This is a genomic window from Labilibaculum euxinicum, from assembly GCF_963678175.1.
Classification (GTDB): Bacteria; Bacteroidota; Bacteroidia; order Bacteroidales; family Marinifilaceae; genus Labilibaculum; species Labilibaculum euxinus.
Genome location: NZ_OY782756.1, coordinates 2,495,270 through 2,510,105, shown reverse-complemented (window position 1 = coordinate 2,510,105; position 14,836 = coordinate 2,495,270). Strand labels below are relative to the sequence as shown.

The 14,836-nt window shown below is 36.1% G+C and carries 10 protein-coding genes; 5 read left to right on the top strand and 5 right to left on the bottom strand.

Going from position 1 to position 14,836, the window contains the following annotated elements; genetic code table 11:
- The first annotated feature begins 88 nt into the window (after window positions 1–88).
- Window positions 89–2,458, top strand: coding sequence for an ABC transporter permease (locus tag ACY0M5_RS10030; protein ID WP_461631661.1), 2,370 nt, complete (start codon window positions 89–91; stop codon window positions 2,456–2,458).
- A 353-nt stretch (window positions 2,459–2,811) separates the two neighbouring features.
- Here ACY0M5_RS10030 and ACY0M5_RS10025 read toward each other — a convergent pair whose 3' ends face one another.
- From ACY0M5_RS10025 to ACY0M5_RS10015, 3 genes are all read right to left on the bottom strand, one after another.
- Entirely contained in the window at window positions 2,812–3,180 is a 369-nt protein-coding gene (locus ACY0M5_RS10025) for a putative zinc-binding protein (RefSeq protein WP_461631660.1), read from the bottom strand.
- 120 nt (window positions 3,181–3,300) lie between these two features.
- Entirely contained in the window at window positions 3,301–3,804 is a 504-nt protein-coding gene (locus ACY0M5_RS10020) for a hypothetical protein (RefSeq protein ID WP_321322261.1), read from the bottom strand.
- Window positions 3,805–3,822: 18 nt separating this feature from the next.
- Window positions 3,823–4,980, bottom strand: a complete 1,158-nt coding sequence (locus ACY0M5_RS10015; RefSeq protein ID WP_461631659.1) for an adenylate kinase — start codon at window positions 4,978–4,980, stop codon at window positions 3,823–3,825.
- A gap of 405 nt (window positions 4,981–5,385) precedes the next feature.
- Between ACY0M5_RS10015 and ACY0M5_RS10010 the strand changes: the two genes are divergently transcribed.
- From ACY0M5_RS10010 to pdxH, 3 genes are all read left to right on the top strand, one after another.
- Window positions 5,386–6,891: a cytochrome c3 family protein gene (locus tag ACY0M5_RS10010; RefSeq protein ID WP_461631658.1), complete on the top strand. Its 1,506-nt coding sequence runs from the start codon at window positions 5,386–5,388 to the stop codon at window positions 6,889–6,891.
- Window positions 6,892–6,974: 83 nt separating this feature from the next.
- On the top strand, window positions 6,975–7,370 hold the full coding sequence (locus ACY0M5_RS10005; RefSeq protein WP_124993758.1) for a hypothetical protein: 396 nt from the start codon (window positions 6,975–6,977) through the stop codon (window positions 7,368–7,370).
- Window positions 7,371–7,374: 4 nt separating this feature from the next.
- On the top strand, window positions 7,375–8,013 hold the full coding sequence (pdxH, locus tag ACY0M5_RS10000; protein WP_461631657.1) for a pyridoxamine 5'-phosphate oxidase: 639 nt from the start codon (window positions 7,375–7,377) through the stop codon (window positions 8,011–8,013).
- A gap of 180 nt (window positions 8,014–8,193) precedes the next feature.
- Here the strand turns inward: pdxH and ACY0M5_RS09995 are convergent, their stop codons facing one another.
- Window positions 8,194–9,120 (bottom strand): PfkB family carbohydrate kinase, encoded by a 927-nt coding sequence (locus tag ACY0M5_RS09995; RefSeq protein WP_461631656.1) that lies wholly within the window; start codon window positions 9,118–9,120, stop codon window positions 8,194–8,196.
- A gap of 428 nt (window positions 9,121–9,548) precedes the next feature.
- Between ACY0M5_RS09995 and ACY0M5_RS09990 the strand changes: the two genes are divergently transcribed.
- Window positions 9,549–13,040, top strand: coding sequence for a hypothetical protein (locus tag ACY0M5_RS09990; RefSeq protein WP_461631655.1), 3,492 nt, complete (start codon window positions 9,549–9,551; stop codon window positions 13,038–13,040).
- Window positions 13,041–13,562: 522 nt separating this feature from the next.
- On the opposite strand, the gene ACY0M5_RS09985 is transcribed toward ACY0M5_RS09990, so the two are convergent.
- Entirely contained in the window at window positions 13,563–14,798 is a 1,236-nt protein-coding gene (locus tag ACY0M5_RS09985; protein ID WP_461631654.1) for a hypothetical protein, read from the bottom strand.
- Window positions 14,799–14,836: the final 38 nt, after the last annotated feature.

Sequence of the window (14,836 nt, the reverse complement as noted above, 5' to 3'; positions counted from 1 at the left end):
CTATTTTGGTAGTGTTCCTCCCCTTCAATCGGCAGTATCCTAAAACCAACAAACTTATTACTTTTAATCGCCCAATAAAACAGACTATATGCTTTGGTACAAACTTAAACTCTCTTTCAGGAGTCTGGCAAAAGACAAACTCAATTCCATTATCAACATTTTTGGACTTGCTGTTGGAATGGCTGCCGTAATTCTTATTTCTATTTACGTTCAGCACGAATTGAGCTACGATAAATTCAACACAAAACAGGAACGGATTTACAAGTTAATTTCATTACTTAATAATGCCGGAGAAAAGTTAACCCCATATGAAATCGGCCTGCGTTTAACCAATGAAAACTTCGCCTCTCAAATACCAGAAATAGAAGAAATTACTCAATTATACAGAGGGTTCACACAAAATGCAAAAGTAAACGATCAACATTTCAACGGAATTCGCTGCCACTACGTAGATACCAATTTTTATAAGGTATTTACACTGGAACCAATCTCCGGACAATCAACCAATCTGTTTTCCAATCCTAATGGTGTAGTCATAAATGCTTCAACAGCAGAAAAATTATTTGGAACTACCAATGCTGCAGGCAAAGAATTGAAAATGTTTGGCAGATTATTAACAGTAAACGCTGTTGTAAAAGACCTTCCACTTACCTCTCATTACGATTTCGACATGCTTTTGCCATTTTCGGGCTATCCACAACATGCTGGTCATCAAAGTCTGGAATACTACACGTATATTTTAGTAAAACAAGGAGTTGATCGTAATTCAACAATTAAGAAAATTGAAGATAAATATACCCAGATGCTTGACGATCGTTTTGGCTCATATGGTGAGAAAACAGGAGCTTACCTCCAAAGACTAAGCGATATTCATCTAAGATCAAACTATCAGCAAGATTTAAAACATGGTGGGAATATCAATACCATTTACATACATATTCTTCTGGCTTTTTTAATTTTGATCATCGCCATAATTAATTTCATCAATATTATTACTGTTCAATATGATGGGAAACTAAACCAAATTGGTATTAAAAAAGCAATTGGTGCAGAACGCATCGATTTAGTTAAAGATTTTTTAGGACGAACCACTCTAATGGCTGCCGTTGCACTTCTATTTGGGATAATACTAGCAGAAGTTTTAATGCCCTTTTTTGGTCGTTTAATGAATAGAGAATTGCCTATTGATTATCTATCAAATCCCCTTCTATTTATAGGTCTTCCTGTTATGGCTTTATTTGTTGGACTCATTTCAGGCTTGTATCCGGCCATCACAATCACCCGATACACACCAGCTTCCATCATTAAAGGAAAGTTGCCAGGCAATCACGACACCAATTTGCTGTCTCGAATTCTGGTTATTTTTCAGTTTTCAGCTTCTATTGTTTTGATTTCAGCTGTTATCATTTCTCAGCAACAGATCGACTACATGAAAAATGCTGATTTGGGTTTCGAACCGGAACAAGTAATTGCAATCAACAATTTAAGCACATCACAAAAACAAGCCTATTCTTCTATCAGGCAAGAACTTTTAAAAATACCTCAAATCTCTTCTGTAGGTGCCAGTCTTCATCTTCCTGGCGGTGGTGGTAGCGGTCAAATATTTCGGCTTTACGGAACCGATATTAAAAACACAAAAGATTATAATGAATATCGCGTAAGGCCAGGTTATTTTAAAACTTTAGGGATACAATTTGTAGAAGGAAACACATTTACCGAAAGTCAGGTTGAAAACTGCAAAGGAATTATTCTGAATGAAGCTGCTGTTAAATATCTTAATGTTGATGACCCTTTGGGGAGAATCGTGTGGTTTCATGAGGATAAATATGAAATTCAAGGCATTGTTAAAGATTTTCATTACGCCTCGCTGCAGGAAAAAATAGCACCTCTAATGTTCACCTGCTTCAGTGACAATCGGAACATACAGTTTGTTTTGCTCAAAGTTAAAACCAATAACATGACTGATTTACTTAACCAAATAAAAGAGACATTCAAAAAAGTTGATCCGGAAAGAGTTAATTTCCATCTGTTTATAGACGATGTCTGCCGCGATCGATATCAACAGGAAGAAAGATCGCAAATACTAACAGGCTACTCATCGGCACTTTCAATCATTCTGGCTCTATTGGGATTGTATTCCCTTACTTTATTTATGGTACAAAAACGCACCAAGGAAATTGGAATCCGAAAAGTAACAGGTGCCAGTATCAGCCAAATATCATTGTTGCTGTTTTCTAATTTCATAAAATGGATTGCAATAGCCTTTGCCATATCAATCCCCGTTTCGTATTACATGATGCAACACTGGCTGGAACAATTTGCCTATCACATTGCCATTGGTCCGCTCCCATTTGTATTTGCCGGTTTGCTAACTACATTTTTTGCACTCTTGGTTGTTGGCGGACAAACCTGGAAGGCTGCCGGTCAAAATCCGGTTGATTCCTTACGAAGTGAATAGCAGGCCTATTTAGAAATCATTCAATAAGGGAGCACATTCCATTCGGCTTGTGCTCCTTTTTTCTTTGGGATAACTCATTTATCTGTATCCTGAGCATTTATAAGCTTTTCCGCCGGCGGAAAACCTTAGACTTATGCCGGAACGCTTCAGACTTGTGCCGGAAAACCTTAAACTTATGGCGGAACACTTCAGACTTGTGCCGGAAAACCTTAGACTTGTGGCGGAACACTTCAGACTTATGCCGGAAAACCTTAGACTTGTTACAACAAAATTTAGACTTTCGATAACAAAAACAAGGGAAGCAACGTGAGTGACCTCCCCTAAAACAGTGCTCCTTTAAGCAAATTTAATATTTACAGCAAAGTACATGCCACTTCAAAAACAGCATCAACATTGTGTGTGTCGGCAGGAGTTTCGCCCTTGATGTATCCTAATTCTGTTAAACGCAAATGCGTAAAATCTGTAATTCCGTTTTTACACATCACCAATTTCCCACAATCCTTAGGGCAACCATCAATCACCAAAATTTTTGCTCCCTTAACAGAATCTATCATCTCAGTAATCCCAGCTCCCACAAAGGCAAGGCATTTCATTTGGGCTTTTCCCTTTTTTTGAAGTTTCCTCGCAACCAAATCAGTTAGTTCACCAACATCGGCTGCACCTGAGCACGCAAAAACCACTTTCGTACTTTTTTCATCGCATCCACCAGATCTATTTTCCATGATGTTTATTTTAAATGAAATTATTTATTCACAAAATCATAACCTTAGGTATTTTAAATCTAAGTCAAGCTCAACAGAGATTCGTTCGAAAACAGAATCAAATTGTTTTACTCTTCTTTTCTAATTGATAATCTGAACATCAATGCGCTTTACTTTATCAAGCAGTACTAAGGGGAAACCGCTTAAATAAAACTCATAAGTAAAATAACCTCCTTTACCTAAATTGTAATCCCGGTTAAATCTATTTTCTGCATCCCTCGTAAATTCATAAATCAGGAAATCATTTTCATCAAAAAAACTAATAAAATAATCATATTTGTAAAAGCTATGATTAGACTTTACCAGTGCTTCCTTTTTAATATCACTCCGATCAGAAGTAACTAGTTTATTAACACTAACAAATTGAAAATAATATCTTTCATAAATTCCATATTCACTATCGTCATCCTTCTTATTATGCTTTGTAATATAGCGCTTTAAAATTATTTGATTTGTAACATTTAAAGGCTGCGATGCTGATGTAATTTTAAAATTAGTTGACACAGCGCCTAATTTTTCTGAAATAGTTTGAGATTTAGCTCCAAACACTATAAAAAAGAGCAAAAGGGTACTAATTTTCTTCATTTTACACAGTTTAATTATTTAAATACTATTCTTTATTTTTTCACATATCCGATCAAAGACCTCATCGAACTCACCAACGCCATCTATTTTCAAAACACCATGCAACTGATTGTATTTTTCAATTACGGGTACGGTTTTAATTTCATGTTCCTGCAGGCGTTTCACAATTTTAGAGGTGTTGTTATCGTATGGCATGCACCGATCGGTTTTACTTCTTTTATCCAGCCGGCTGATTAGTTCCAATGTTGGCACCTCAATTTCGATAATCTGAGAAATAGCAGAACCATGTTTTTTCAACAAACCATCTAAAATGTACGATTGAACCAATGTTCGTGGAAATCCCTTAAAAATGAATCCATTCACTCCGTTCGAGTTTGCAATTTTCTTTTCAATTAATTGCACCACAATCTCGTCGGGCACCAATTCTCCGTTTTCATACAAATCAATAATTCGTTTTCCTATTTCGGTACCTTTCTGAATTTCCTGATCGAGCATTTGACCTGTAGCAAGGTATTCCAAGTCATATTTTTTGGCCAAAGCAATTCCCTGCGATCCTCTTCCTGAGCCAGGATAACCAAATAACACCAAGTTGAACAGACTCTTACTCAATTCGTCTTTAATAATTTTCTGTATACTCAGATTTACCTCCTCAATTGACTGATCCCCTTTCAATCCAAAATAAACGCCTTTGTCTTTGTAAAACTGCAAAACAGGAAGTGTTTTATCATTGTACTCTTTTAGTCTGTTTCGAATAACCACTTCATTATCATCTGCCCTGCCCGATGTCTTCCCTCTGTTTAGTAATCTTGAAACAGAAACCTCTTCATCTACTTCCAAACTAATCAGGCAATTCAATGCGGTATTCAGCTTTATCATCAATCCTTCCAAAATGTAAGCCTGAATGTAGGTTCTGGGGAAGCCATCAAATAAGAATCCATTGGAATCAGGATTTTCTGTTATGGTTTTCTCAATAATCTGAACGATGATTTCATCAGAAACCAAACCTCCCGAAGCAATAATGCTTTGTGCTTCGAGGCCCAATTTACTCTTGTCCGCAATCTCCTTTCGCAGCAAATCACCTGTCGAGATGTAAAAAAGATTGTATTTGTTAATCAAAAACTCTGATTGAGTGCCTTTTCCAGCACCCGGAGGACCAAACAATGCAATATTCAGCATATAAAAATTTGTTAGAAGTATAATTTACAAACGAATGTACCGCACATGATATTATTCTACAATGTAGTACATAAACCAATTAAGATCAAGATTTATTATCATATGTGATGAATTTTTACCCCTGATACACACTAAAATATTGAGACTTGAATTCCATATCTATAAGAGGAACTCATCGTATTAATATCGATAATTGTCGATATGTTATTTTATTATAAGCATTTACTCTGCTTTTAAAATACGTAGAATTCAATATTTACAAGCTTTACAGCGATCAAACCAAAACAAAAAAAATTTACTAACACCTGATAAACACACAACTAAGAAAGCTTATAAATTAATAAGACAAGTAGGTAATTATCAGAGTTTTCTATAAATTATTTTCACAAACTAAAACCGATCGAAATGAAACTACCTAAATCTTCGTACAATTGGACCTCCATTTTAGGAGCAAGTATAGCCGTAATTGCTTTTTTTCTGATCGTTTTCTTCTTTGTTATTTCCGTCCTGTTCGATCAGGGAAGTTCTTATATGGGCTTAATTATCTATATTGTATTACCCATTTTTATGGTAATCGGAATGCTGTTGATCCCTATTGGGATGTTGATTCAAATTCGCAGAAATAAGAAACAAATGTTTATTTCTGAGGATATGAAATGGCCTCGGGTAGATTTAAATGATCAAAAACACAGAAACGCCTTTTCTCTTTTTGTGATAATAAGTTTCATATTCCTTTTTCTTTCTTCCATAGGAAGTTACGAAGCTTTTGTTTACAGTGAATCAGTGCCTTTTTGCGGCACTTTATGTCATGAGGTTATGGAGCCGGAATATGTTACCTACCAAAAATCTGCTCATGCCAAGGTTGCCTGTGTAGAATGTCATGTTGGCGAAGGAGCCGATTGGTACATGCGTTCGAAATTAAGTGGTTTGTATCAGGTATATGCTGTTACGGTTAATAATTTTCCTCGTCCGATCCCTACTCCACTGGCTAATTTACGACCAGCCCGAGAAACCTGTGAACATTGCCATTGGCCCGAAAAATTCTATCCCAACCGAATTAAAAATGAACAGCATTTTTTAGCTGATGAAAACAATACTGAATGGAACATCCAGCTTACCATGAAAACCGGACCTGACCATCACACACAAAAACTAAGCGAAGGAATTCACTGGCACATTAATCCAAATGTGAAAATTGAGTTTATGTCAGCAGATAATAAATCTGAATACATTCAGTGGGTTAAATATACCAATAAAGCCACAGGAGAAGAGCACATTTTCGAAGATACAATGATGGAACCCGACAGTACATTTTTTGCGGATGGTAAATTGCATGAAATGGATTGTATGGACTGCCACAACCGCCCATCGCACGGCTATTTATCTCCTCCTGATTTTGTAGATGCTGCCATGTCTTCGAAGGAAGTTGATCCCCAAATCCCGTATATAAAACTGGCCGCTATGGAAGCGTTAAAGGCGACCTACACAACTAAAGACAGTGCAGATTTATTAATCAAACAAACCGTTCTTAATTTCTACAAAGAAAATTATCCTGATAAAGGTGCAGAGCATGAAGCTAATATATTAAAAGCGATAGAAGGCATTAAAATTGCCTACCATCAAAATACATTTCCTGAGATGAATGTTCGTTGGGATGCATATCCTAACCACAAAAGCCATATGGAAACACAAGGTTGCTTCCGCTGTCACGACAACAATCACAGTACAAAGGATGGTAGAATAATTTCCAAAGACTGCAATCTCTGTCACTCCATTACTGCTCAGGGAAAACCTGATTCTTTACAAATGGCTTTTACCAATCAAAAAATGGAATTTATCCATCCTGTTGATATTGGTACCGACTGGAAAGAATACTCCTGTGTAGATTGTCACGCATATCTTTATCCATAAAATCGGAACAAACAAAAGCATTCTATTTGGAATTGTTTTAATTAAAGAAGATATTCGTATCTGAATTAGAACAAAACCATAGAATGAAAGGAAATAGACTGAGCGGTTCTGAACTTCATGAACTAGGAATCAAGTGGGTATACAAGCACATAAAAGAAGAGTTTGAAGTCTTATCTGTGAATACTGAATTTGAGAAGAATCCTCAAATTCTGGCTAAAAAAGACGATACTTTGCATTTTATAGTGGTGAAAACCAGCACCTATCCTGATGTAGGTTCACTGTCACCATCTGCTGCCGAAGAGATTATCCAGCATGCTGATAAGCACAAGGCTAAAATTTTATTTGCCCACGTTGGCGTTGCAAATGCAGATAGCCAAGATGAACAAGAAATGCAATATCCGACAAAAGGCGGCCAGTACTATATCAATTTTACTGGCCTAAGCATTCAGCCAAACATACTAATGAATCCAAATAACTAAGCAAATGAAAAAGGATTTTAAAAAGCTTAGACATGAATACGGTATGGCTGAATTGAATAAATCGGATATTAATTCAAATCCATTTACACAATTCCGGATATGGCTTGAGCAAGCAATAAAAATGAAACTGCCGGATGCCAATGCCATGACATTAGCCACAGTTTCTGCAGACAACAAACCTTCTGCACGAATTCTACTATTGAAAGATTATAATGAGAAAGGCTTTTGCTTCTTCACCAATTACAATAGTCGAAAAGGTACTGATATAGAAGGAAATCCTTATGGTTCACTTGTTTTTTTCTGGCCTGAACTGGAGAGACAAATTCGTATTGAAGGGAAAATTGAGAAATTAGAACCAGAATTCTCCGACGAGTACTTTTTAGATCGACCTGTTGGCAGCCGAACAGCAGCCGCAGTATCGCCGCAAAGTAATGAAATTGAAAACCGGAACGCTCTAATCCAAATGGTTGAAACGTTTAAGAAGAAAAATGGAGATGAATTTACCCGGCCTGATTTTTGGGGTGGATATCGTCTCATTCCTGATCTTTTTGAATTTTGGCAAGGACGGGAGAGTCGATTAAATGATCGGATCGAGTACAATCTCAACAATAAAAAATGGAAAATCAGAAGGCTTGCTCCATAAAAAAGTTCATTTTATCAACAAAAAACTAACATTCATACAAAAATTTAAAAAAAGTACTTTTTGAGGGTCACCTTTTGACTAAAATAAGAACTAAAGGATAGGAACGATGTCCATTGTTCCTATTCAGAAATATGTATGTAGCTAAAAGCATCCCCTTTTTTTGTTGTAGAGGGGGTGCTTTTATCGTAACCGGTATTTATTAGCGGTTGCAATCGGCAAAAAATTATCATAAATCATACAAACATCCTGCGAAAATGTTGTTGTAACAGCAGCAAGCTTATTTATTTGCTCTTGTGAAAGAGCAAATAAATCGGAAGTTTTAATTCCATCACGAACAAAAACAAATGCAATCGCAGCATTTACTGTATCTCCTGCCCCCACAGTACTAATAGGATTTATTGCAGGAACTTCAAAGAAATACTTCTGCTGATTGTAAATGGATAATCCCTGTTTGTTTGCAGTATAAATCAATATCGCATCAGAAAATTCATTCATCCAGTTGTAAGCCTGATCCGAATTCTCCATTTTACAAATTAGTTCGAAATCTTCATTCGATGCTTTTACCACATTTGCCAAAGCCATATTCTCTTTAATATATGGCAAAACTTCGGGTAACATTGGCAGATGCTGAGATCTAAAATTTGGATCGTAAATAATTAAAGCTCCTTTCTTTTTGCAATCAGCTAAAAATGCATGCAAAGCAGAGCGAAACTCCTTTTTAACAGCCAAAAAAGATCCGAAAAGAATAATATCATCCTTTTGAACATCGTTCGGAAACACGATTGCGTTGGGAAGTCCTTTTCGAGTCTTATAGAAAACATAATCAGCATTTTTATTTTCATCTAAAAAGGCCAATGCCAGGTTCGAATTGGTATCTGAAAAAAAAGATATATGTCTTATATCCACACCATTCTCAACCAGGAAGTTTTTAATTTGATTGCCAACCCTATCAATTCCCAACTCACTTATCAATGACACATTGATCCCCAACCGACTTAAAGAAACCGCTGAATTTAGGAAAGATCCACCTGGTTTTGCTTCAACCGGAGCATCATTCTCAAAGAATAAATCCAACACACAATCCCCAATGGTATATACTTTTCTCATCTGCATTTTTATTATTCGTTACTTCTCGTGATAAAGGCTGACAAGATACAAATTACAACACCAATTTAACCTGAATCTGAACCTGACTGTATTCACTAAAAACATAAGAAGACCGAACCTGCAACTCATGAAAACAATACACAAGGTAGAATAAAAGAACAAATAGCGATCAACTAACTTTAAATCAAAAAATAATCTTCAATTATTTACTAAGAGTTAAAAAAAAAGTATAATTTGTAATCTTTCTAAATAATAGTCAAAACATCATACTTAAATCGTTTTCGCTTCCAACTAATTAAGCCAGTAAAAAAAAGTAAGGTTAAATTGAATATAGCTGAACGATAGTAAGGGATGCAGGAATTTTTACAACGAGAAAAAATAAGTAAATTTGGTTCCGTCATTCCCTAAGCAAAATAAATTGGAGACATATGCAAAGTAAAAACCCAAGTAAAATTGAAATTAAATCGAAGGAGGTTAAAATTGATCAAAAAGATTTGATTCGTTATATCAACCTTCAGCTGGCAGCAATGGGTCAGCCTATTTTTACGGAAAATTCCGAAGGAGAAAAAAATCAATTATCTGATCCAAAATTTATTCAGCTTACTGATAGCTTAATAAAAAATTATCGTGCTCAATCGCGATTACTGGCAGATCATTTGTGTCCTGTCGATCAACGTATACAAAACTTTTTAAATGAATATCTGGAAGATGTTGACGCAGAAGTTGCAAAGCTTCCTACTTCCACCTTTATTTTAGATCAACCAGGAATAGCAAGAGAATTGAGCCTTGCTCCAGACAAGGACGAATTCATTACTGAATTTGTAAGTTCTTATAGAATTAAACAAGGAGTACTGCACAATCCAAAACACGATAGAAGAACCACTGTTGGTTCCTTTCATATTGTTGGTGGTGGTTTACCGGTACCTCTGGATAAAATTGAACTTCCTAAGTATGCGTTTGGTAAATTTTTACAAGCAGCTTTCAATCCAGGCTCAGAATTAAAACAACTTCCATTTACATCAACACAGGAAGAAAAAGCGGAGATAATGGTCTCTCTTTTACTACGTCCGATAGTGTGTCCGGAAGTAAAAGGAATAATCAGTCAAAAATCGATGGAGGTTCGCTTCTTTGCTCCTGGCAGCTTAGTAAGTAATCTTGATTTTGTTGAATCAATTTTTGGTAATGCCGGTGATCCTAACATTCCAGCTAACGATGCTGGTTTAGACATTGAACACTGGACAGGTCATACAGGTTGTATTGTACTGGCTCCGCAGTTATTAAATCTTAAGAAGAAAGAATTAGGTTTACCTCATTACGATGATGCCACTGAACGCCAGAGAAATGATGGTGTTTGCTGGAAAGATGAAAATGAGCTTTACAACAACGGAAATGCATTTAAGCTAACATGCCGCAACGAAAAAGGTATTGTAATTACATTGATTGCTGATAACTACTTTGGATACTCTAAAAAGGAAATCAAAACTCAAATCAGTTACTCTGCCAATCTTTACGGTTTATCTGAAGAAGAGCATTCGGGTGGTGCAATTGCATTCCCCCGTAAAAATTTGGGTGACAGCTTTAGCGGTGCACTTTTCATGAATAATGTATTGAAAAAACAGTACAGTTTTGATGAAATGGTGAAACAATTTGGTGAAACAATGAATGTTCATCCGGAAGGTTATGCTGTTGACAAAGAATATTCAGACATCTATTACATCAACGAAAACGCTAATATTGATGTTTATGAAAGTAAGGTAAGCTGGGAAAAGAATGGTAAAGAACAAAGCATTCGTTTAGTACCTAATAGTTACTACGTTCACCCTTCCGGCTATAAAATGCACATGGAGAAACATCCTTCGGCTCCATCATGGAGATTAGTAAGTACTGCTTCGGAGGGAACTTTCTGTCACAAACCTTGTACTGTTTCCGGTGGAGGTAAATCGGAGATTTCAAAATCACTGTTAAATGCAATCATTTACGGCTCTTTCTATATCCATGACATGGAGAAAGACTTTAATCTTGCTGATCAGGTAATTAATCACGATTATACAAAACGTTGGAAAGATACTCCAAACAGAACAGTTCCGTCACGATCTCTTTTAAGTTCTGACCGATCATTAGGTTCTGTAGTGAAACTATTAACTCCTTCGAAATATTATACTGCTGCATACAATGAATTCCTGAATACTATTCCTGATCATGTTAAAGCATTAGTACTATTTGTAAAGAGATTCTACCGTCCGGAAAGAACAGACAGTAACTGGAGAGATTACTTCTCAGTTGATGTTATTAACGGACGAAAAGGTCACGAGCTACTCTTTAACAATCGTAAAATTGTTGCCAGTTACTTACGGGTAGGATTCGCAGGTGATAAATCATGGTATTTAAATAAGTTGCGTCAGGATTTTATTGCCGCAGCCAAAATACAAATGGAAGATGATATTACAGCTTCTATTGTACTTCCTGCCAGTCGATTCAATTATTTGAACGAATCTTACGACAATAAAAGTATCAAGTTAACAGCTAATTGCGAAGAGCGCTTTTTCCAGCGTCCCGATGAAGCTGTTCACCGAGGATACGACAAGGAGGCTGAAGCTGATCTTTCCATGAGAAACAACTTTACATCAAACTACGAACCTCTTACCAGAGAAGACGGGAAAGAATTATTGGCTGATGCTATAGGTTTCGACTTGTATACAAAACCTATTCAGGGAATTATTCGTCAAGGTGCAGAGAGTAAAAAATCAAATTACTTTATTTCTCCTTCTCACACCCGGATTGTAGACGGGAAACCATCTCAAAATCCACGCTATTTGCAGATAAGACCCGATTTAGTGAATCCAGTTGACGATCGTTTAGCCGAAATTGGTATTCGTTTGGCCAGAAAAATTCCTTTGGATCAACCGGTACATCACCCGGTAAATGCGGTTTTACCTGGTCGTAGAAATAACCCTGCCGATAAAAAAGCCGGAATTCGTGCATTGAGTGTTTACAACCCCATTCATTATCAGGAATTGCCTGAATTGTTTATGGATTTTATTTGCAGTTTAACAGGTAAATCTCCTTCAACAACAGGTGCTGGTTCCGAAGGTGCTTTAACAAAAGGTCCTTTTAACATGTTATCTCCTACTACGGATTTAAATAATGCCTTACTTTCCTACATTCTAACAGGATATCAAGGATTTTCATCGGCGGCAGGATATGTTGGAACTGAAAACAGATTCGATCATGATGTTTCATTGCTAATTCCTGAGCTTTGGTGTCGATTGAAAGAGGAAAACCGTGATCCTAAATTATTGATTCAAGAAGGTTCTCTTGAAAAATTATCTGATTTTGAATACGAAGGTGAAACAATTCATGCCAGTCGTTTAGGATATCGTATTACAGAAGAATTCCTTTTCCGTTATATGAATCGCATTTTTGATGAGCCTCAAAACGTTTTTAACGAAAGAATGTTAAAACCTGAGATTCAGGATTTGGAAGCTTACGCTGATGGAATTAAAAATATTGTAGAAGCTCAGAAAAAAGTTGCTGTCAACTACTTTAAAGACAACAGCGTTTCAGCAGCAATTCCACCATTGCAGATTCTTTTAAATATTATGGCCTATGGTCAATATGAAGGAAAAGAAATCAGTGATCCTGAGTTACGTAAACAATTCGACCGTGAATTGGTGATTAACTCATCGTGGTATCAGGCTCGTTTGAAAAACAAGCAGCAAATCGACATTAATTTCTACGAAAAGCAAATTGCTTACTTAGAGGCTTTCATGGCCAACAAGATAAACGCAGAATGGAATGACGAATTGAGTTTGGAAGAACGTTTCTGGAAAGCTAAAAAAGATTTAGAACACGTAAAATCTGAAGAATATCTACAAAGTTTAGTTGGTACAATTGGTGCCGATCCTTTATTTAAGGCCTAATACAGACTTTACTTTTAAAATAATTGGGAACTCTCTTGGGGTTCCCTTTTTTTATTCAGCAAATTGAAAAAATAATGCCCGTGATATAGGGGAATCACGGGCAACAATTCTAAAGGGTTAATTAACCTACTAACCAGCCTTACGGCTGAACCTTTATGAGTTCTATCCTTTCAGTAAGAACCCAATACTAAAGATATAAAAAAAAAATAAAATATTTTAACATTTAGTAACATTTCCCTTTCTTTAAAACAATTCCAAACTCTTCATAATATTGCATACAGATAATTTTTCAAACTTAATTTACCATATTTCATCAACACATTTAATGTTTCTCAGAACTTAACATGATTTGGATAGTCAGTATAATAGTTACATATACAGCATTATTAATATATATAATAAAAAATTAGCTCCGATTATAAACCGAAGCTAATTGTAAATTAAGGAACCTATTCTTTGACGAACTTGTTTCCTAAACACTTAAAATTGAAAAACAGACTTTCCTAATTTCATTTTATATTCTTAAAATGAATATTTAAAATGTACACTTACACGAGTACTTCCCACTTCTTTTGAATCTGCCACCTTACCGTTAATTTGAGTTGTTCCGTAAGCTGCTGCAGTATATAATGCTTGAGTTCCAATCATGAAACTTCCCGAATGAAATTCAACTCTGGGACCAAACTGATAGATATAATCAATATTTGAACCACGGCTATACAAACCCACAAAACTACTTCCATTCATTGCCAAATTATCATCAGCACCTAAGTTCTTGGTATAACCTGCAAAAAGTCCATAGCGTACATTACCCGTTCTTGTATGTAAATCAGACCAAATTGAAGATGTTTTCACATTTGTGTATTCGTAATCACCATTGGCCTTAACACCTTTCACACCATAGCCACCTATCATCACAAAGTTATACATGTTTTGCCCATAGATCGTTTGCAAATTCCAAACCAATTTATCCGTTTTAACTGTCATCCAGGCATTCATTTGGTAGCTGCTCAACATTTCGTCGGTTTTTAAACCTGCTGAATTCACAACCATAGGCTTTAAGAATTTATAACCTGCTGTTGCACCCAAAGTAAATCCTTTCGCAAAATCGTACTTAACCTGAGCTGAAAATTCAGGAATACTGGCCTGCTGCACATATTTTACATCGGCACCATCTGGTCCGTTGGATTTGAAATCCATTTCGGATAATGCAGCAATAAAAGCATAACCTTTGTCTCCTAATTTGCGGGTATATCTAAACTGAGGAGCTCTTCCCAATACATTAAACGGCAGACCTCCACCCCAATGCAATACATCAGGATAACAAGAGGTTACAAACATAGGATGCCAGGTTTTACCCACCAAAAGTTCATCTTTTCCCCAATCTAATTTTACAAATGCATGTCGCAAACGAAATAAACCAATTTTATCATTCGAAGTACCCACGAAATCACCTTGAATTGTAGCAGATCCTTTAGCTCCAAAAGCCTCGAAACCTGTAACACCAACATTTAGTCGTGAATGAATGGTAGTCATAAACAATTCTGACCGGTCATTTAAATCGTCACCATTCGCATCAAAAGATTTTGCTGCCGGGTAAAGAATTACATCTCCTTCGCGGGTATTAACAGTCTTTCTTGAATCAAATATTGCTTCTGCAGTTACAAAACCGCTTAACTTAACTTTTACTTCATCAGCTTTCTGAGCCATTCCAACCAATGGAAGAAGTCCGATAATCAATAGATATATTTTTTTCATAATTCAGATTTTTAGGCACTAGACAGAACCTGATCATT